This is a genomic window from Brevibacillus brevis (assembly GCF_900637055.1).
Taxonomy (GTDB): domain Bacteria; phylum Bacillota; class Bacilli; order Brevibacillales; family Brevibacillaceae; genus Brevibacillus; species Brevibacillus brevis.
In genome coordinates, this window is the sequence record NZ_LR134338.1 from 334,575 (window position 1) to 353,043 (window position 18,469).

General features: G+C 40.6%; 20 protein-coding genes. All 20 read left to right on the forward strand.

Translation table 11 applies throughout. The features are described from left to right. Nucleotides 1–31 precede the first annotated feature (31 nt). The 20 genes from EL268_RS02020 (at nt 32) to EL268_RS02115 (ending at nt 18,457) form a co-directional block, all read left to right on the forward strand. Nucleotides 32–607, forward strand: coding sequence for a hypothetical protein (locus EL268_RS02020; protein ID WP_106656026.1), 576 nt, complete (start codon nt 32–34; stop codon nt 605–607). 82 nt (nt 608–689) lie between these two features. Then, nucleotides 690–1,760 carry a hypothetical protein gene (locus EL268_RS02025; RefSeq protein ID WP_106656025.1) on the forward strand — a complete coding sequence of 357 codons (1,071 nt, stop codon included), beginning with the start codon at nt 690–692 and terminating at the stop codon, nt 1,758–1,760. Between the two features lie 72 nt (nt 1,761–1,832). Continuing rightward, nucleotides 1,833–2,081, forward strand: a complete 249-nt coding sequence (locus EL268_RS02030) for a hypothetical protein (RefSeq protein WP_106656024.1) — start codon at nt 1,833–1,835, stop codon at nt 2,079–2,081. A 484-nt stretch (nt 2,082–2,565) separates the two neighbouring features. Next, nucleotides 2,566–3,588, forward strand: a complete 1,023-nt coding sequence (locus tag EL268_RS02035) for a helicase-related protein (protein ID WP_244937566.1) — start codon at nt 2,566–2,568, stop codon at nt 3,586–3,588. Then, the gene (locus EL268_RS02040; RefSeq protein ID WP_106656023.1) at nt 3,585–4,364 is read left to right on the forward strand and encodes a ComF family protein; all 780 of its coding nucleotides are present in this window, start codon (nt 3,585–3,587) and stop codon (nt 4,362–4,364) included. The genes EL268_RS02035 and EL268_RS02040 overlap by 4 nt, the downstream gene beginning before the upstream one ends. A gap of 87 nt (nt 4,365–4,451) precedes the next feature. After that, nucleotides 4,452–4,880, forward strand: coding sequence for a TIGR03826 family flagellar region protein (locus EL268_RS02045; RefSeq protein ID WP_106656022.1), 429 nt, complete (start codon nt 4,452–4,454; stop codon nt 4,878–4,880). Nucleotides 4,881–4,990: 110 nt separating this feature from the next. Beyond that, nucleotides 4,991–5,266, forward strand: coding sequence for a flagellar biosynthesis anti-sigma factor FlgM (gene flgM, locus EL268_RS02050; RefSeq protein ID WP_016742371.1), 276 nt, complete (start codon nt 4,991–4,993; stop codon nt 5,264–5,266). 72 nt (nt 5,267–5,338) lie between these two features. Next, on the forward strand, nt 5,339–5,830 hold the full coding sequence (locus tag EL268_RS02055; protein WP_106656055.1) for a flagellar protein FlgN: 492 nt from the start codon (nt 5,339–5,341) through the stop codon (nt 5,828–5,830). Between the two features lie 12 nt (nt 5,831–5,842). Continuing rightward, on the forward strand, nt 5,843–7,405 hold the full coding sequence (flgK, locus tag EL268_RS02060) for a flagellar hook-associated protein FlgK (RefSeq protein WP_106656021.1): 1,563 nt from the start codon (nt 5,843–5,845) through the stop codon (nt 7,403–7,405). A 32-nt stretch (nt 7,406–7,437) separates the two neighbouring features. Further along, the gene (gene flgL, locus EL268_RS02065; RefSeq protein WP_106656020.1) at nt 7,438–8,325 is read left to right on the forward strand and encodes a flagellar hook-associated protein FlgL; all 888 of its coding nucleotides are present in this window, start codon (nt 7,438–7,440) and stop codon (nt 8,323–8,325) included. Between the two features lie 24 nt (nt 8,326–8,349). Continuing rightward, a complete protein-coding gene (locus tag EL268_RS02070) occupies nt 8,350–8,928 on the forward strand; it encodes a DUF6470 family protein (RefSeq protein WP_232030222.1) in 579 nt (192 codons plus the stop codon). 17 nt (nt 8,929–8,945) lie between these two features. Then, on the forward strand, nt 8,946–9,347 hold the full coding sequence (locus EL268_RS02075; RefSeq protein ID WP_106656019.1) for a flagellar assembly protein FliW: 402 nt from the start codon (nt 8,946–8,948) through the stop codon (nt 9,345–9,347). Nucleotides 9,348–9,382: 35 nt separating this feature from the next. Beyond that, nucleotides 9,383–9,613, forward strand: coding sequence for a carbon storage regulator CsrA (csrA, locus tag EL268_RS02080; protein WP_106656018.1), 231 nt, complete (start codon nt 9,383–9,385; stop codon nt 9,611–9,613). A gap of 189 nt (nt 9,614–9,802) precedes the next feature. Next, entirely contained in the window at nt 9,803–10,951 is a 1,149-nt protein-coding gene (locus tag EL268_RS02085) for a flagellin N-terminal helical domain-containing protein (RefSeq protein ID WP_106656017.1), read from the forward strand. Nucleotides 10,952–11,020: 69 nt separating this feature from the next. After that, nucleotides 11,021–11,356 (forward strand): DUF8042 domain-containing protein, encoded by a 336-nt coding sequence (locus tag EL268_RS02090; protein ID WP_106656016.1) that lies wholly within the window; start codon nt 11,021–11,023, stop codon nt 11,354–11,356. Further along, nucleotides 11,349–14,342, forward strand: a complete 2,994-nt coding sequence (locus tag EL268_RS02095; RefSeq protein WP_106656015.1) for a glycosyltransferase — start codon at nt 11,349–11,351, stop codon at nt 14,340–14,342. The genes EL268_RS02090 and EL268_RS02095 overlap by 8 nt, the downstream gene beginning before the upstream one ends. 11 nt (nt 14,343–14,353) lie before the next feature. Then, nucleotides 14,354–15,319, forward strand: a complete 966-nt coding sequence (locus EL268_RS02100) for an NAD-dependent epimerase/dehydratase family protein (RefSeq protein WP_106656014.1) — start codon at nt 14,354–14,356, stop codon at nt 15,317–15,319. Further along, nucleotides 15,319–16,431 carry a DegT/DnrJ/EryC1/StrS family aminotransferase gene (locus EL268_RS02105; protein ID WP_106656013.1) on the forward strand — a complete coding sequence of 371 codons (1,113 nt, stop codon included), beginning with the start codon at nt 15,319–15,321 and terminating at the stop codon, nt 16,429–16,431. Before EL268_RS02100 ends, EL268_RS02105 begins: the two co-directional genes overlap by 1 nt. After that, nucleotides 16,428–17,081 carry a NeuD/PglB/VioB family sugar acetyltransferase gene (locus tag EL268_RS02110; protein WP_106656012.1) on the forward strand — a complete coding sequence of 218 codons (654 nt, stop codon included), beginning with the start codon at nt 16,428–16,430 and terminating at the stop codon, nt 17,079–17,081. The genes EL268_RS02105 and EL268_RS02110 overlap by 4 nt, the downstream gene beginning before the upstream one ends. 35 nt (nt 17,082–17,116) lie before the next feature. Beyond that, nucleotides 17,117–18,457, forward strand: a complete 1,341-nt coding sequence (locus tag EL268_RS02115) for a nucleotide sugar dehydrogenase (RefSeq protein ID WP_106656011.1) — start codon at nt 17,117–17,119, stop codon at nt 18,455–18,457. The last annotated feature ends 12 nt before the right edge of the window (nt 18,458–18,469 follow it).

Sequence of the window (18,469 nt, forward strand, 5' to 3'; positions counted from 1 at the left end):
AAATACTATAAATGGAAAAGGTAGTGAAATAATGGGAACTAAAATGCCAAAACTCTTACTAGGTGCTACTCTATTAATCGGGCTTAGCGCAAACCAATTTGCATACGCATCTAGTGAACAAAATTCAGCAACTGAAGCAATTCAGAACGCAATCGAGAAAAATCAAGCATTACTTGAGAGCTATTCTCCTACGATCACTTATTCCACAAATTTACCTTCTAGCACAGATGATTTCTCCCAATCTAACAAGGTGTCTAATAAAGCGTCAGCAACAGGTTTAAGATTTACTGATATTGCAAAAGGAAATACAACTATAAAAACTGAAGGTGGTCGCTATGTGTATACTACTGCTTCAACTTATGGTGAAAAGTTGACGGTCGTAACCTCAGCAACAGCATCTCTGTGGAAAGACATTTTCAAGGAGGAAGAAGGCGAATTAATAGATCAGGGTGATGAAGATATGGCAGTTGGATACGGTACAGCTAAGTCCATTGCTGGCAAACATAATGCTGATCCGGGGACGTATAGGGGAATTTCACTCCATACAGCGGCGTATGAAATGTCGTTATACGAGAGAAGAACTTCAGATGTACTGATGGTGAGATAAGACAGGTAATGAATTTCTAACGTTTAGGGTGTACCATTTCACCCTAAACGTTAGAATGACAAGTATGGAGTGATTTTAAGTTATGATCAACCAGAATAGGGCTAAATTATTGTTTTTTGGTTTTCTTTTATTCACAGCATTAATGGCAAGTGTAATTATTCTTGAGAAATCCGCAATTAATCAGGAGTACAATAGCGATGTAAAATCTAGAATTGTACTACCAGAAGAAGCTACTGTACATAAAGATCAGCACTTTTTGTTGTCTCGCGCATCTGAATTTTCTACATCCGAATATACTTCTTCGCACTCATTTGAGTTGGTTAGCGAATTGGAAAAAGAATACTCTTTGTCTGATGACGAATCTTTTAGATATTATATAAATGATGACAATTCAACAATAATAAAAGGTAAATACGTAATTGATACCACTGATAAATCAAATAAGGTTACATTTATTGCTTTGCAAGGGAATAACAGTGCTTTAGTACGTTTAGAAAACGATGTTGAGTGGTACTCTTCATTAAACATCACCTATCCTGAAAATTCCACAATAGTTTTGCCTGTTGAAATTAAGTGGAGTCCTCAAGGAGAAGAAGAGTTAACGATTTTTCCTTTAAAGCATGAAAACCCTGATTTTTACAATGGGGCTAATTTAGGATTGTTAAGATATTTAGTTTTGAAAAATGATGAAGAAATACCACAAAGTATGGTTAATAGCCAGATGAATATTAATAGTACTTTGTTGAATAAAAAAGAAATTAGTTATTTCCCTGTTCCTAAATGGTACGATCATACTAATAACAAAATAAAACTGGTTTTAAATGAGGGAAGATTATTATCAAATACACAGCCAAGCATGCTTACTTTAGCTCCATTACCTTATTCTACAATGGTAGATATGATAATTATTGATGAATCTGGAAAAGTTATATTGGCAAACAGTAATATTCAACTAAAAGAAGCCCAAATTACCAACATTACTTTGCCAGATAAGACAATGCATATGTTAAATCAGAATAAACGAAGAAATTTTGTGATATTACTTAATAACAGATCTAGAGAAATGCTAGCAGACATGATGGCTATAAAACAATCAGGTAAGCCGTACCCAACCACTTTTCAATTAGTAATTGAGTATTACAAAACACTTTAAAAAAGCTAGAAAAGCGGATAAAGACATTAATTTATATAGGGAGAAATCTTCATTTTATTAAGGGAGGAAGTAATGGATTTTGATAAAATGGATTTCGATAAAAAGCTACAATTAAAATTAAGTAGTTTGTTAGAAACGACGGTTAACCAATTGCCTGACATATTAGCGAGAGCGAAGAAAAGTGGAGTTGAAGATGATACTGCTTTACTTCATGCTGCATTAAGTGGATCACTTACAGTAACTGCTAATTTGTTGAGTTGGTACCATAAAGAAATAATAACGATGATTGAAGATAAGTACCAAATAGAAAAAGATGTGTAATGGAACAACTCAGCTTAATCAAATAATGTCTGGTGAACCGGGTAATCTAATAGTAAAAAATATCATGAGGAATTGATCTCGGTTTGAAAGTTTCTGTTGCTGCTGTCATTTCTACAGGGGAAAGTCGATTCTTTGGTAACGGTATACAAAATAAGTACATAAGAAGAAAGTACCAACCACGAATTAGGAAAAATTTTGCGAGTCGTCAGTCATTCATGCGTTAGGAAACACGAAGCAATGGGCAAGGTTGGATTAAGGTAGAGTAAAAAAGAAAGCCCTAGAACACAATCTCTAGGACTCTCGTTATGACCATATTTTGACCATATTTATATCCTTAAAAAGCCTGAACCTAAGTTGTAAATCTTCCTATTAATATGCGGAAACCTTAACGGATCGATACCAACAATGAAAGAACGTAAAATATACGGTAAATGCCTCGGTTTATATGACCGAGGCATATTTATGCTAATTTTAGTATTCATGATTGGCTATTTGTGGAGCGGGCAAAACAGAGTTGTTATTCCCTTCTGTTACAGAGGCACTTGCTGCTGGCGGTCGCGTTTTGATTGCGACACCTCGAAAAGACGTCGTGCTGGAGCTGGCTCCGCGGATTCAGCGAGTCTTTCCAGGGGCTAAAGTGATCGCCGTCCACGGTTCGAGCGCGGAGAAGTGGGAAGAGAGTGACATCACGATTGCGACCACGCATCAGGTCATGCGCTACCATCGGCGTTTTTTGCTGGTGGTTCTCGACGAGGCCGACGCGTTCCCTTACCATAATGATCCTATTTTGTATCGAGCTCTATCCAGAGCGGTGAAAACGAATGGGAAGCTCCTCTATTTAAGCGCGACACCTCCGGGATATTTACAAAAAAGGCTCGTTAGGAAAGGGCGCTCAACCCTAGGCTCGTCTGGCGCGATACCGCTCTTCTCTGATACGCATGTTCTGTTGCCCGGGCGCTATCATGGTGCTGCGCTGCCAGTCCCCAAGATTCTCACGGTACAGCGCTTACATAAGCGCGTTCAGAAAAAACAAATCGTGGCATCGTTAATAGAAGCGGTAAGTACTTCTCTGAATGAAGACCGACAAGTTTTTGTTTTTGTCCCGCGAGTTGATGAAATTGACAGAGTGCTATCGTTTCTTCAAAAGTGGCTTCCTGCTCATGCAGGGGAGATGGCCGGTGTCCATGCGGCAGACCCTATGCGGGAGGAAAAGGTACTCGCGTTTCGAGGAAAACGTTATACCGTCATGGTGACGACTACGATTCTGGAGCGGGGTGTGACTATACCGAAGAGTGATGTAGTAGTGGTAGGTGCGGAGGCACCCGTTTTTGACGAGGCATCTTTGGTGCAAATAGCAGGGAGAGTGGGGCGGTCACTCGATGATACGACGGGTAGGGTTCTATTCTTGCAAGCAGAACGCGCTACTTCTCCAAAGCGGGCTGTCAGACAGATTTCACAGATGAACAACTTGGCTCAAAGGCTCGCGGAACAAAGAGGCCTTTCATGAGCAGTGGGATGTGTGTCCGTTGTGGTGGACGTATCATTGCTCTTCAAAAGGAAACGGTCGCTCGAGAAAAAGCGCGACAGCTATCGGATCAGATGAGCTATCCGGTCATCTACCGGATGTTAAAAGGGATTGTGGTGTGTGGAGTCTGCCTTGATGCTTTGCCGTTGATTGGGCATGATATTTGCCAGCGGTGCGGGCGTGATAGGAAGTGGCAGGCTAGTATCGGCAGTGAAGGGTTATGCAGGGATTGTGTTCATGGAGAAGATGGTCAGATTTTGGTGGCAAATCGGAGTTTGCTTCGCTATGAAAAGGGAGAGAAGGATTTGCTCGGATTGTTCAAATATCGCGGTGATGAAAGGTTAGCTTCATACTACGGTACGCTTCTCGCCGTTACGGTTCAGCGTTATTACAGGTCTATGGGGTTTACCTGTATCACGACGGTCCCCCTACATCCACAACGATTGCGGGAACGCGGCTTCAATCAGGTTGACTTGCTGGCTCGCCATTTAGGAGCAGCGATCAAGATTCCCGTGAGATCTTTGCTGCGTCGAACGAAGGACACCCCGAAGCTAAGCAAACAGAGGGGGCGTGTGTCCCGACAAGAAAGCATGCGTGAAGCTTTTGCGTGGGGTGAGCAGAGTATACCGTCTGCCTCTACAGTCTTGCTCATCGATGACATCTATACAACTGGTGCCACGCTGCGTTCGTGCGCGAGGACAATCAGAGAACATTTGGGGCCAAGCTGTGAAATATATTCCTTGACAATATACCGATAGCCAGTTTGGAAAAATTAAGCTATGATGTAGGCATACAACGGATATGGAACCGTATGAACTTTCTGAACGGAAAAGGGGTTGTCCGATATGTCTATGGGCAAGTTGGCAAACTGCTCGCGGTGTGATGCTGTATTTGTACAAGCAGTCCGTGACATTTGCCCCAAATGTTATAAAGAAGTGGAACAAGAATATGAGACATGCGCCCAGTTTTTGCGTAAGCGCGAAAATCGCGGATCGAATATTCACCAGGTAAGCGAAGCCACCGGCGTGAGCGTGAAGCAAATCACGAAGTTCATCAAAGAAGGGCGCATTTCGGTTGCTGGCAATCCCAACCTTGGCTATCCATGTGAACGCTGCGGTTTTTTGATTCGGGCAGGCAACATATGCGAATCTTGTCTAAAAGGCTTGAAGCACGAAATCACGCAAGAAACCGAGGTAGAACAGAGGTTGGAGGAATTCCAACGAGCCCAACTAGCCCAAGCGGCTTATCGAAGAAAGCAGAATAGTGACGAATAGTTTTATGCAAAAAAACTAATCGTACATCATGAAATTGCCGATGATACTACTAAGAGGTGTCATCGGTTTTTTCTATGAAAAGACCGTTGGTATGAGAGGATGGTAATCAGATGCGGATTAATGAACCTAACCGTGTCGGGATGATCAATGCTTACAACAAGACAGGCAACAACCAGGTAGGCAAAAGCGGCAAAATCCCGATGGGCAAGGATGAAGTGAACATTTCCACAGAAGCGCTGGAAATGCAAAAGCAAGTAGAAGATGTCAACTCTCCACAACGTCGGGAAAAAGTGGAGCAGTTGAAGAAGCAAGTGGAGGAAGGAAAATATCACGTCTCAAGTGAGCGGATCGCTGATAAGCTCCTGTCCTTTTGGAAAAAGCTGTAACCGCAGATCTAAAGAGGTTTTTTGAACAGCCTCTTTAAATAGTTTTCGATGGAAGATGAGGAGAAGCAAGGAATGAATAGACTCTACGATCTGCTCGACAACTTGATCCAGTTGCACAAAGCCTTGTACACCTTAGCCATGCACAAGAAAGAAGTGCTGGTAAAAGGGAATGTGGATGAACTGGTAGCCATTACACGCCAGGAGCAAAAACTGATCAAGGGCGTCACAGAAGCTGAAGCAGCCCGCCAGCAAGTCGTAAAAGAACTGACAGCACAGAAGGGCTTTGCGCTGCAAGAAGGCACACTGGCTGAATTGATCAAGTTGACGACCAGTGCGGAAGAGAAGATGCGACTCACCTCCTGTCGTAATGAGCTAAGCCGGATTGTGACCGAACTGCGCGATGCTAACGACCTGAATCAGCAGTTACTGGAGCAATCCCTTTCTTTTGTAAACATGACGCTCGACCTGATCACAGATACGCCCGAGGACGACTACATTTACGGAAGGCCGACCTCGGATACGTATCGTCAGGCTAATCGAACTTTTTTTAACAAAAAAGCGTAAAGAGGTGTCGAAATGCGCTCTACTTTTCATGGAATTGAAGTCAGCAAACGCGGCTTGTTCGCTCAACAGTCCGCGCTAAATACAACGGGACACAATATCTCCAATGCGAATACGGAAGGGTACAGTCGCCAGCGCGTGAATATGCAGGCTACGACGGGCTTGCCTTATGTAGGATTACAAACAAATATCGAAGCGGGATTATTAGGGACAGGTGTGAATGTCGTTGGTATCCAACGAATGAGAGAAAACTATCTGGACCTGCAATTCCGTAACCAAAATAAGGATTTTGGTTATTGGGAAGCTCAAAGAGATGCTTTGGGTAAAATTGAAGGAATCATGAATGAACCTTCAGATACGGGCTTGCAAAAGGTTATGGATGAATTGTGGAAGTCCTGGCAAGATTTATCCAAAGAGCCAGAGAGCCTGTCTGCACGTGCAGTAGTAAGACAAAGGGCTGTTGCGGTTGCAGAGACATTTACGGCACTTACTACTTCTCTGACTGATTTGCAGACAGATTTGGATAATGTGGTCTCTACAAAAGTCATAGATATTAACTCAATATCAAATCAAATAGCTAATTTGAATAAACAAATTGGAGACTTGGTGCCGCATGGTTACCAGCCTAATGATTTGTACGATCAACGTGATTTGTTGTTAGACAAGTTAGGTAAGCTGGTTAATGTAAGAGTTACTGATGCTGGAAGCGGGATGATTAATGTAACTGTTGATGGAAGGGAACTAGTCAATGGTTCACAAGCTGTTGCTATGGGGGTAGTGAGGAATCCAACGACAAACCTATTTGATGTGACACTTGGTGGCGAAGCTTTTGTACCGCAATCTGGCGGACTGTTGGGTACGATGGAAGCACGCGGGCTACCGGTAGTCGATCCTATCACTGGTCAATCAAAAATAAGTGGACCAGTTGCAAATATGCTTGACCGGTTAAATATTCTTGCGGTGAATATGACAAAAGAAATAAACGATTTGCATCGCAAGGGTATGAACCTAAATGATATTGAAAACAGAAAAACAAATCCTGGTGGGCCTCTTGCAGATTTGCCGTTTTTTGTAGATGCTGACGCTGTAAAAGCAGATCCAAATACAAAAACGTATCCTACGAGCTCTGCTAAATTACAAGTAAATCCAGCCATTATGGCAAGTCTAAATTCGCTTGCTGCGGCATCAGTCGAAACGACAGGAGCGTCAGCGGGAACTTCATTCCAAGGTGATGGTTCCAATGCATTGGCTATTGCAGGTATTAAATACAAGTCCCTTTCTCTTTCCATTGGCTCAGCTACTCAGCCGGAAACTACTACATTAGATGACTTTTACCGTTATGCAATCGCTCAACTAGGTGTAGATAGTCAAGAAGCTCAACGTATGGAAAAGAATTCAGAATTGTTGTTAGGGCAAGTTGATACTCAGAGACAATCGGTTTCAGGTGTGTCGATCGATGAAGAAATGTCTGATCTAGTAAAATACCAGCATGCCTATAGTGCTGCTGCACGTGCAATGACGAGCTGTGATGAGGTATTAGACAAGATCATTAACGGAATGGGACGGGTAGGACTGTAAAATTACTGTAGGTAAAAGAAGAGGTGAGGAATATGGCAATTCGTGTCACGCAAAATATGCTCAATAATAACATGATGAGAAATCTAAATAACTCCATGGGCATCATGGATAAATATCAAGAGCAGCTTTCTTCTGGACGTAAAATCGCCAAGCCATCTGACGATCCAGTGGTGGCAGCGAGGGGGATGCTCTATCGCTCGTCGCTTATGGAGAATAATCAATACCAACGCAACGCAACAGAAGCCCAATCATGGCTGGAACTGTCAGATGATTCGATGGATCAAGCGACCGATGTATTGCAACGTGTTCGGGAGCTTCTGGTACAGTCCGGGGATGCTAGCTTGGCGGATGATTCGTTGATCGCCATGGGAGAAGAGATTAAACAGTTGAAGAACCAACTTGGAAGCATTGCGAACGCAACGGTTGGTGGGCGTTACATATTTGCGGGAACAGATACTCTGACTGCACCTTATCAGGGTGGAGATTTCGTAAATCAAAACACATCGGAGATTCGGTTGGAAGTTAGTAAACAAGTTTACGTTCCAATCAATGTGAATGGTCAGACAATATTCAATAAGAAAGATGCCGATGGAGATAACGTATTCAAGCTTCTGGATGCTGTTGTTTCAAACTTGTCAACAGGAGCTCCGGCGAATGATATGCTAGAAAAAATGGATTTTCAAATGGATAATTTAATGGCGGAAAGAGCGGCATTGGGAGCTCGAGTAAACCGGATTGAATTGGTGCACGCTCGTTTGGCAACCGAGGAAGTCAATGTGAGCGGGCTGATGAGTACCAACGAAGACGCTGATGTTGCTGAAGTGATTACAAACTTGAAAACTCAAGAAAATGTCCATCGTGCAGCTCTGGGAGCTGGTTCGAGAATCATCCAACCTACCTTGCTTGATTTTCTGCGATAGTATTTTGGGGAAAGGAGCGTATGGATGATGCGTATTCCTCAGATTCAGATGCAACAGACGTATGCTCAGTTAGGGTTGAATATTAATCGACCAGTGCAGGATATTCAACAGCCACAAGCAGAACTTAATTTGCGCCAAGAGGCAGCGATTATCGAAATACGTCAAGCGAAGGGCTCACTGACGATAGATTCAAGTGAAGCTCGTGAAAATATCGATATGCGCGGACCGCTCAGACGAACGCGAGATAATGCAGACTACGGATATCGTATGGCTATGGAAGCGATTGCGAACATTAGTCAAGAAGGCGACCAATTAAGAGCCATAGAAAATAAAACGGATGCTGTTGTGGCAATTTCTGAACAGGAATCAATGCCGAGAGATTCGGAGATCATAGCTGCAGGTTCTTTGGTTGGGGATGGAATCGAGATGCGATATGACTTGCAACCACTTGATATTCAAGTACAGGAACGTGGAGCCACAATGGATCCGGAGATTAAGAAGCCTATTCATAACTACACGCCTGGCAAAGTGGAACCGTATATACTCCGTTGGAATAGCTTGCAAATTGAAGTTGCCGGCTTACACGTGGATCAAAGGATATAAATAAAGGAGACATGTAAATGTCAGGAATCCAAGATATCTCCGTTGGTAAGTTTTTTTTTGAAGATGGGCTACCGGGTTTCCCCGAGATGCAATTTTTTCAAATTAGCAAAGAGGATGCAAATGTACCATTTTTTCAAATGCAGTCGACAGAAGATGAGTCTATAGGCTTTTGGCTAGCAGATCCATTTGTTTTTGTACCAGATTATCAATTTGATCTGCCAGATTATGCAAAAGCGGCTTTGCGTTTGGACGAAGAGGAGATATCCGTTGCTGTCTTCAACATTATTACGCTTCGGGAAAAAGGACAGGTAACCATCAATCTGAAGGCACCTATTGTAATTAACCGTAATAATCGGATGGCCAAACAGGTTATTCTAAATGAAGAGAAATACTCATTGCGTCATCCCCTGTTTACATAGCAGGATAAACCGGTTAAAGGGGCAGGTGATTATTGATGTTGGTATTGTCTCGGAAAATGGGCGAGTCGATTATGATCGGGGATCAAATCGAAGTGAAAGTAGTATCAGTAGATGGGGATGCGATACGTTTAGGAATTAGTGCCCCAAGGGAAATCAGTGTTCACCGCAAAGAGATATATATAGGAATCAAAGAAGAAAATGAGCTTGCCTCCCAGTCCAAAGTAGACTGGGAGACGATGAAAAAGTGGATAGAAGAGAAAAGCTAACTCATAAATCTGGCGAACCTACAAATTTCGTCAGATTTTTTTATTTCTAGTAATAAAAATGCTAAACTGCTGCTCATGCTTAGCCGATATATATAGTGAGAGGGAAATCACACAAGCGCGCGATTGGGTGGTATCCCTAATTAAAAGAGCCACATGGACGTGGCCTTAATTATCAAGGAGGAAAAACACATGCGTATTAATCACAACATTTCTGCAATGAACACTCACCGTGCTCTGTCTGCAAACACAGCAAACTCTGCTAAATCTTTGGAGAAACTGTCTTCCGGTCTGCGTATCAACCGTGCTGGTGACGATGCTGCGGGTCTCGCAATCTCTGAAAAAATGCGTGGTCAAATCCGCGGTTTGGACATGGCTCAAAAGAACTCCCAAGATGGTATCTCCCTGATCCAAACAGCTGAGGGTGCGCTGACTGAAACTCACAGCATTCTGCAACGTATGCGTGAACTGGCTGTTCAATCTTCCAACGATACTAACACAGACTCTGACCGTGCAGAACTGCAAAAAGAGATCGACCAATTGATCGAAGAAGTTGATCGTATTGCTAACACAACTGAGTTCAACACGCAAAAACTGTTGAACGGTGCTAAGAGCGGTATTAACACTGAGGCTAGCACCGTTGTAATTAATGAAAAAACATCTGATGTCTTCAAAAGTGTTAAAGCTGCTGGTGGCGCTTCGACAGTAGCTGACTCTTCTTACAATATTCGTATTTCCGAGAAACAAGGTACTTCTTCCTTCAAAATTGAATGGACTGATCAAAGAGGAAAAACTGCATCTACCATTATTAATGGTGCTGCTGCTACTTCGTTTGCAATTGGTGGAGCCACTTTGGGTGTAAAACTCTCCTTGGCGACTTTGTCTACCTTGAGCATTGGTAAGGAAGCAACTGTTACTTCCCGTGCTGCTGTAAATGACATTTCTGATTCTTCTTTGACTTACCAAATTGGTGCTAACTCTTCTCAAACTATGCGTGTTAGCATTGAAGACATGAGAGCTAAAGCATTGAACATTGATGGTATCTCTGTAAAAACGACTTCCGCTGCTGAAGCATCCATCTCTGCTATTAACAAAGCTATCGAAGATGTATCGACTCAACGTGCAAAATTGGGTGCATTCCAAAACCGTTTGGAGCACACAATCAATAACTTGGGTGCAGCTTCTGAGAACTTGAGCGCTGCTGAATCCCGTATCCGCGATGTAGACATGGCGAAAGAAATGATGGGCTTCACGAAGAACAACATTCTGACGCAAGCTGCTCAAGCGATGCTGGCTCAAGCTAACCAACAACCACAAGGCGTACTGCAACTTCTCCGTTAATTTTACGTCTTGAATATTTATAGTAAAAGCCAACGTGATGTTGGCTTTTACTACCTTTTAGGAGGAAAAATGGAAAATATTTATTTGCTTGCACGTACTTCAAAAGAACTGATAAACAATCTGAAAGACAGATGTTTGACCATTGCCGACATGTTTAGAAAAGGTGAAAATCAAGAAGGTAATGAACGACTGTTATTCTTCTTGGAGGATGTAAATACATTGTTGGAAGCATTACCTCACATTAGCTCCACCTATCCAGCTATTTCAATTGAAGAGCTAAATGAAAAACTAACTCAAGTACTTGAGCAGATGGAAAGTAACGATTACCTCTATGTTGCTGATCTATTACATTACGAACTACAACCATTATTAGACCTCTGGAGTGGGACGATTAACGATGGATAAGAAAATTAAGCTCAGCATTTGCATGATCGTAAAAGACGAAGAAAAAAACCTGGATAGATGTTTAGTCAGCTTGCAGCCTTTGATGGCCCGATCAGATGTGGAACTAGTAGTTGTTGATACAGGTTCAACTGACAAAACGGTTGAAATTGCCCAGCGTTATACGCAAAAAGTTTACTTTCATGCTTGGAACGGAAACTTTTCTGAAATGCGTAATATCTCTATCTCTTATGCAACGGGGGAATGGCTATTCATCATTGATGCAGATGAAGAATTGCAAGATCCCGAGAAGCTGAGCTTATTGCTTGATCGACCCGAACTCCTTCAATTTAATACCATTGTAATTAAAGTTAAAAATTTCATTTCTTCTGACTATAGTATTTTTATAGTGAATAAATCAGAACGTCTGTTTCGAAATAATGGTTTCTGTTACCAAGGTTCTGTGCATAATCAACCACAATTTCAAGGGCCGATTTTATCTATCACGGATGTATTTTTAAACCATTACGGTTATAACAGTGAAGATGCAGAATTGATGGAAAAAAAGTTTCAAAGAACAAGCACCCTGCTTATTAATGAATTAAAGAAAGATCCACAAAACATCTACTATCACTTCCAACTGTGTAGAACGTATTCCATGCATGACGATTTACAGAAGGCATATGATCAAGGGAAGGTTGCTTATTCCTTATTAAAAGAAAAAGATACTGATACACAAGCAAAATACATTTATGTATTTAATGAATTTGTTAGAATGGCTTGTCTTTTAGGTAAGTATGAAGAGGCAAGAGAGGTATGTTATGAAGGATTGAATATTAACGAGAATTATATTGATCTTCAATATTATTTGGGATATTGTCACGAAAAGCTCCGTGATGAAGAAGCGGCTTACGAATCTCGTACTAAGTTTTTGCAGCTCCATAAAAAATTTACTGAAGATGGATTCGAAGACAATGGATTAATTGAGTTATACAAATTGGATGATAATTCCAAGTATGAGATTTTGTTTAAAATCGCTCATTATCACTACAATCAGAAAGATTATGTGAAAGCTGAAGAGCATCTACAAAAAGTTATTGATAACGAAGCCAAAATCAGGTTGTATACAAAAGTACTTCTAGATGGAAGACAATTTACTCGTTTACGTGAATACTATGACTCTTTACCAGAAGAGTTTAAGAATAGATTTATTACAGATTTAGAAACACACCGCAAAACCGTAGATAAAGAGGAACAAATTCAATTGTCACTCGCTTTCAAGGAAGGTGAAGGGCGATATTACCAATTTAACAATGTTCGTGCAGCTAGTACAGATAAAGCGTGGGTAGAAGCTAAAGCATTTTTAGCCAAATACGATATGAACGAAATTCCTTTGTTCTATGCAGAGGTATTCGAACCGTTAATGCAAAATAGCACGACTTTTTGGCAAGAGTTAAAAAAATTAAAGAGTACAACAGTAAGAAAAGTCATTAAAGAGTTGATTGACCTAAATGCAGAAAGCAAAATTCCCCTTAGAAAATTGCTGTCGGAAGTCAAATTAAGACAAGACGATTATCAAGGGAATCGAATATATATATGCGTTTCATATGTTTTGCTTATTGTGGCACTAGAGGACGATACTGAAGTAGGACCTGATAAGGACCAACTTTTTAGTGGCTACATTGAACATGGATTGAACTGCATTCAATTTTACTATCAGATGGACCGAATTCGTCTAATCTATAAGACACTTGAAAATGAAGAAGAACAGTTTTTTATACTTATGTATTTATATAAACAAGCAATCGAAACAAACAATATGAAGGTAGCTATAAAATATATTAGTGAAGCCACGAGTGTTTACCCAGTTATGAGTCCATTTTTGAAATATAAAACCAATCTATTAAATGTAAGGGTTCAAAAAGAAGGCATCATTCACTCCATTGAGGTAGATGCAGAAAAACATGACTTTGTTAATAGTGGCAGTATGGCATCTTTATCTGTGTTGCATGGAACAATGGAAATTGCAAATCAAATGAATCATTTGGTAACGGGTCTGAAAAATAATAACGTGTATGCACGGTCTTTGAACTTTTCTCCGAGCTATCTTGGTTATCAATGTGACTATACGATGGATTTATCTAAGATTAACGATACCGAAGAAATACAAAAAAGCACTTTAGAAATCCTTGAAAAATCTGTACAACACTTCAACGTTTTTCATTTTCACTTTGGAACCTCGATGCTGCCTAATCTTTCAGACTTGCTGCTATTAAAGCAGGCTGGGAAGAAAGTGTTCATGCATCATTGGGGATCAGATGTACGTATGAAATCAATCGCAACAAAGTTGAATCCGTTCATAAAAGTAAAAGACCAAGATGAAGAGCAAATAAAGAGACTGCTATCTTATCTTGGACAGCATATAGATCATTGCATTGTTGCCGATGCGGAACTGTATGAATATGTAAAAGGGTACTATAAGAAAGTATCTTTTATTCGCCAAGCGATTGATACAACAGTTTATCGACCAGCAGAAGAATATGAACCGAGAAAAAATAAGCCAACAATTGTGCATGCACCGACTTCACCTGAATATAAGGGTACGAAATACATCATGCAAGCAATTGAGAATTTAAAGAGTAAGTATGATTTTAATTTTACATTGATTCAAAATACCTCTCACGAAGAAGCGAAGAAAATTTATCAGGATGCCGATATTATTCTGGACCAAATACTTGGTGGAAGTCATGGTTTATTGTCATTGGAGGCCATGGCTATGGGGAAACCGGTGATTTGTTATATTGCTGATTTCATGAAAGAGTTTTATCCTAAGGAACTTCCGATTGTCTCAGCCAATCCAGAAACGATTACTGAAAAAATAGAAATGCTGTTGAAAGACTTTGAACTACGAAAAGAACTTGGAATGAGTGGCAGAAAGTATGTAGAGACTTATCATGATTTAAATAAGGTGAGTGCTGAGTTAATAGATTTATATCTAAATGAAGGATAAGAGGGGACACCATGTATTCTCATGACATTCAAGGAGAAACGATTTTTGTAACCGGTGGGGCTGGATTCATAGGATCGACGTTAATCGGCAATCTGATTCAAAATAACCAGGTGATTGTTTACGATAATTTTGCTAGGAATGCGCTAGAATCAAAGGATTTTTATAATCATCCAAATCTTACTGTCATTAAGGGTGACGTTCTGGATTTGGATGCATTGAAACAATCCATACAGGGCTCAACGTATGTAATTCATGCTGCTGGAGTTGCAGGAATTGATACTGTTATCAAAAGCCCAATCACAACAATGAAAGTAAATATGATCGGATCAGCAAATGTGTTGGAAGCAGCGGCTACTTTATTAACTTGCAAGCGTGTCGTTTGTTTTAGTACAAGTGAAGTATTTGGTCAAATTGCATTTCGCTCAGAAGAAACAAGTTCTACTGTTTTAGGAGCTGTGGGCGAAGCACGATGGACATATGCAGTTAGTAAATTAGCGGAAGAGCACTTGGCATATTCGTATTATAAAGAACAGGGCCTTCCAACAGTAACGGTCCGGCCTTTTAATATTTATGGACCTGGACAAGTGGGCGAAGGGGCTATTCGCAACTTTATTGTCAGAGCTCTAAGAGATGAAACATTGTATATTCACGGAGATGGGACACAAATTAGGGCATGGTGCTATGTAGACGATATGGTAGAAGGAATATTAAGATGCATGACTTCTCCTAAAGCGAAAGGAGAGTCGTTTAATATTGGAAATGAAAGAGCAGTTACAACGATTTATGGTTTGGCAAACACGATTATTCGAGTTTTGAATTCAAAATCAACTATTCAATTTGTAAAACAAGAACATGCAGATATCGAGCTTCGTGTACCTAAAGTAAACAAAGCAAAAGAACTGCTAGATTTCGAAGCAAAGGTGGATCTAGAGGAAGGGATTCAATACACAGCAGACTATTATAAGGGGAATTACTGATGATAAGGTTAACACAACCCTATATTAGTTCAGATGAAATTCATGCAATGACTGAGGTATTACAATCTGGAATGCTTATCCAAGGGCGACGAGTCCAGGAATTCGAACAAAATTTAGCGACATACATGCAGGCTAATTATGTGTCTGTTGTTTCCAGTGGAACTGCTGCGTTGCATCTTGCCTTAGCTGCATTAGAATTGGGACAAGGCGATGCTATTATTGCCCCATCCTTTACTTTTCCAGCTACCGTAAATGTTGTCGAATTACAGGGAGCAAGACCAGTTCTCGTAGATGTTACAAGTGGAAGTTTTAACATAGATCCCAAACAGTTAAAGGACACAATAAAGACTTGGACTGGTCCAGAAAAATTAAAAGCAATTATAGTAGTTCATGAATTTGGTGCACCCGCAGATATGGAAATCATCATGAATATTGCTAAAGAGCATGATTTGTATGTTATTGAAGACGCAGCATGTGCTTTAGGTACAATTAGCAATGGCAAACACGTAGGGTGCTTAGGGGATATCGGATGCTTTTCTTGGCATCCACGAAAGTCTATCACAACGGGCGAAGGTGGAGCTATCGTTGCGAAAAGTGAATCTCTTCATCAAAAAATAAACATACTTAGAAATCATGGAATCCAAAGGCTTGAAGATGGATCAATTGATTTTATAGTCCCTGGATTCAATTATAGATTGACAGAATTTCAAGCTGTTTTGGGAAATCTTCAGTTACAAAGATTTCAGTATAACCTTGAGAGAAGAAAGCAGCTTGTGAAAGTTTATAAAAGAGAGCTTGAAAGTGTAGAGGATATTAGCCTACCAGAAATGATAGATGGCCACTCTTGGCAGACTTTCATGATAGTTCTAAACTCTAAGCATGAGCGAGCAAAAGTGATAAAATGTCTAGCGGAAAAAGGAATTGAAGCCAATTTAGGCGCTCAAGCAATTCATATGATGTCTTACTATAAGGATAAATATCACTTCGGCTTGAATCAGTTTCCAAATGCTAAATTGTTCTATGAAAAAGGCTTGGCCCTACCATTACATCCTTTATTAACGGAAGAAGAGATCACATATATTTCTCACACATTACGAGAGGTGCTTAGGTGAAGAAAATTATTATTATCGGAGCAGGTCCTCTTGGAATAGAAGTGTTAGAAACAATTAACCTTATTAACTTCCTCTCTGGGAAACAAGAATACATTTGCCAAGGCTTCTTAGATGATGACAAGGAAAAGTGGAATAAGAGTATACTTGAGATTCCTATTTTAGGACCGATAGCGGAAGCTAACAAATTCAGAGACTCAGTTTTTGTGTTTGCTTTAGGTAGTCCGAACAATTATTACAAGAGGGAAGAGATATTTACAAAAATTGGAATCGGTCAATTCCAGTTGGAAACGATTATTCATCCAAGTGCTGTAGTATCTCGACTAGCAAGAATTGATAAAGGCTGCCTCATTATGCCGTATTCTGTTATTGGGCCAGGTGCTCACCTAAATTGTTGTGTGATTGTTTCTCCACACGTCACTGTTAATCATGGAGTGGAAATTGGCGATTTTACAATTATTGCAGGAAATGTAAGCATTGCTGGAGAGGTCACGGTCGGGAGAAGTTGCTATTTGGGAATGGGAAGCCAAATTAAAGGTGATCTTACATTGGAAGACTACTGTTTAGTTGGTATGGGAAGTAATGTATTGGATGATGTGGCAACGAGAACGGTAGTTGCGGGAAACCCTGCGAGAATATTAAAAGGAACTTAATGTTAATCTAATTTGATCGACAAGGGTGATAGAGTATGTCTCCTTTCACAGAGATTTTAACAGATAACTTAACAGATATTTTAATAGACAAAATAAAATTGCGAAAAGCATCTTTAGGCGTCATTGGTCTCGGCTATGTAGGTCTCCCGTTGGCTGTTGAAAAAGCGAAAGCAGGTTACCGCGTATTTGGTTTCGACATTCAGCAAAAAAGAGTAGATATGGTCAATCAAGGCATCAATTATATTGGGGATGTTGTAGAAAACGAATTAAGAGAATTGGTCCAGACAGGCATGATAACCGCAACGACAGATTACTCTTTCATTCGCGATCTGGATGTCATTTCGATTTGCGTGCCTACTCCGTTAGATTCATACCAACAGCCTGACATTACATATGTTAAAGCTTCTGCTGAGGCAGTAGCTGCGCACATGCACCCTGGAATGCTCGTTGTACTGGAAAGCACCACATATCCAGGAACGACAGAGGAAATCGTCTTACCAATCCTCGAAGAAACTGGTTTAAAATGCGGTGTAGATTTTTACTTGGCGTACTCACCTGAAAGGGTAGATCCAGGAAACCGCGTATATAATACGAAAAATACTCCAAAAGTAGTCGGAGGCATTACAAAGGATTGCACGCAAGTTGCCGCCATGCTCTATGAACAAGTTTTAGAGGGGAAGGTTCACCAGGTATCCAGCCCTGCAGTAGCGGAGATGGAAAAAATTCTGGAGAATACGTTCCGTAATATCAACATTGCTCTAGTAAACGAGATGGCAATTCTATGCAATCGAATGGGCATAGACATTTGGGAAGTAATTGATGCGGCTAGCACAAAACCCTATGGTTTTATGCCCTTCTATCCAGGTCCAGGTCTCGGAGGACACTGCATCCCGGTAGATCCTTGGTACCTGACATGGAAAGCAAGAGAATTCAACTATCACACCCGGCTTATCGAAGTCGCAGGGGAAATTAACAATAGCATGCCAGAATTTGTTGTGGAAAGAATCGGCGGCATATTGAACCAATTTTGCAAGCCGATTAATGGTTCAACAGTATATTTGCTAGGGATCGCATATAAAAAAGATATTGATGATTACAGGGAGTCTCCAGTAATAAAAATCATTGAGATACTTAAGCAAAAAGGTGCTCATGTTGTGTTTAGTGACCCTAAAATTCCGCATTTTAGTTACAAAGGTACGGATTACGAAGGAATAGAAGTATCAGAAGAAAATCTACGCTCTGCTGATATTGTGGTTTTAACTACGGATCACTCCGATTATGATTACAAGCTGATTGGAGAATATGCGGAAGTGTTGTTTGATACGCGAAATGCAATGCAGGCCATTGAACATAAAAACCACTATTTCCGGTTATAAAAAAGTTGGGAA

Bases quoted from the DNA above. Each gene is read 5' to 3' on its own strand.
- EL268_RS02020 (WP_106656026.1), top strand. From the start codon at position 32: ATGGGAACTAAAATGCCAAAACTCTTACTAGGTGCTACTCTATTAATC.
- EL268_RS02025 (WP_106656025.1), top strand. From the start codon at position 690: ATGATCAACCAGAATAGGGCTAAATTATTGTTTTTTGGTTTTCTTTTA.
- EL268_RS02030 (WP_106656024.1), top strand. From the start codon at position 1,833: ATGGATTTTGATAAAATGGATTTCGATAAAAAGCTACAATTAAAATTA.
- EL268_RS02040 (WP_106656023.1), top strand. From the start codon at position 3,585: ATGAGCAGTGGGATGTGTGTCCGTTGTGGTGGACGTATCATTGCTCTT.
- EL268_RS02045 (WP_106656022.1), top strand. From the start codon at position 4,452: ATGTCTATGGGCAAGTTGGCAAACTGCTCGCGGTGTGATGCTGTATTT.
- flgM (WP_016742371.1), top strand. From the start codon at position 4,991: ATGCGGATTAATGAACCTAACCGTGTCGGGATGATCAATGCTTACAAC.
- EL268_RS02055 (WP_106656055.1), top strand. From the start codon at position 5,339: ATGAATAGACTCTACGATCTGCTCGACAACTTGATCCAGTTGCACAAA.
- flgK (WP_106656021.1), top strand. From the start codon at position 5,843: ATGCGCTCTACTTTTCATGGAATTGAAGTCAGCAAACGCGGCTTGTTC.
- flgL (WP_106656020.1), top strand. From the start codon at position 7,438: ATGGCAATTCGTGTCACGCAAAATATGCTCAATAATAACATGATGAGA.
- EL268_RS02070 (WP_232030222.1), top strand. From the start codon at position 8,350: ATGATGCGTATTCCTCAGATTCAGATGCAACAGACGTATGCTCAGTTA.
- EL268_RS02075 (WP_106656019.1), top strand. From the start codon at position 8,946: ATGTCAGGAATCCAAGATATCTCCGTTGGTAAGTTTTTTTTTGAAGAT.
- csrA (WP_106656018.1), top strand. From the start codon at position 9,383: ATGTTGGTATTGTCTCGGAAAATGGGCGAGTCGATTATGATCGGGGAT.
- EL268_RS02085 (WP_106656017.1), top strand. From the start codon at position 9,803: ATGCGTATTAATCACAACATTTCTGCAATGAACACTCACCGTGCTCTG.
- EL268_RS02090 (WP_106656016.1), top strand. From the start codon at position 11,021: ATGGAAAATATTTATTTGCTTGCACGTACTTCAAAAGAACTGATAAAC.
- EL268_RS02095 (WP_106656015.1), top strand. From the start codon at position 11,349: ATGGATAAGAAAATTAAGCTCAGCATTTGCATGATCGTAAAAGACGAA.
- EL268_RS02100 (WP_106656014.1), top strand. From the start codon at position 14,354: ATGTATTCTCATGACATTCAAGGAGAAACGATTTTTGTAACCGGTGGG.
- EL268_RS02105 (WP_106656013.1), top strand. From the start codon at position 15,319: ATGATAAGGTTAACACAACCCTATATTAGTTCAGATGAAATTCATGCA.
- EL268_RS02115 (WP_106656011.1), top strand. From the start codon at position 17,117: ATGTCTCCTTTCACAGAGATTTTAACAGATAACTTAACAGATATTTTA.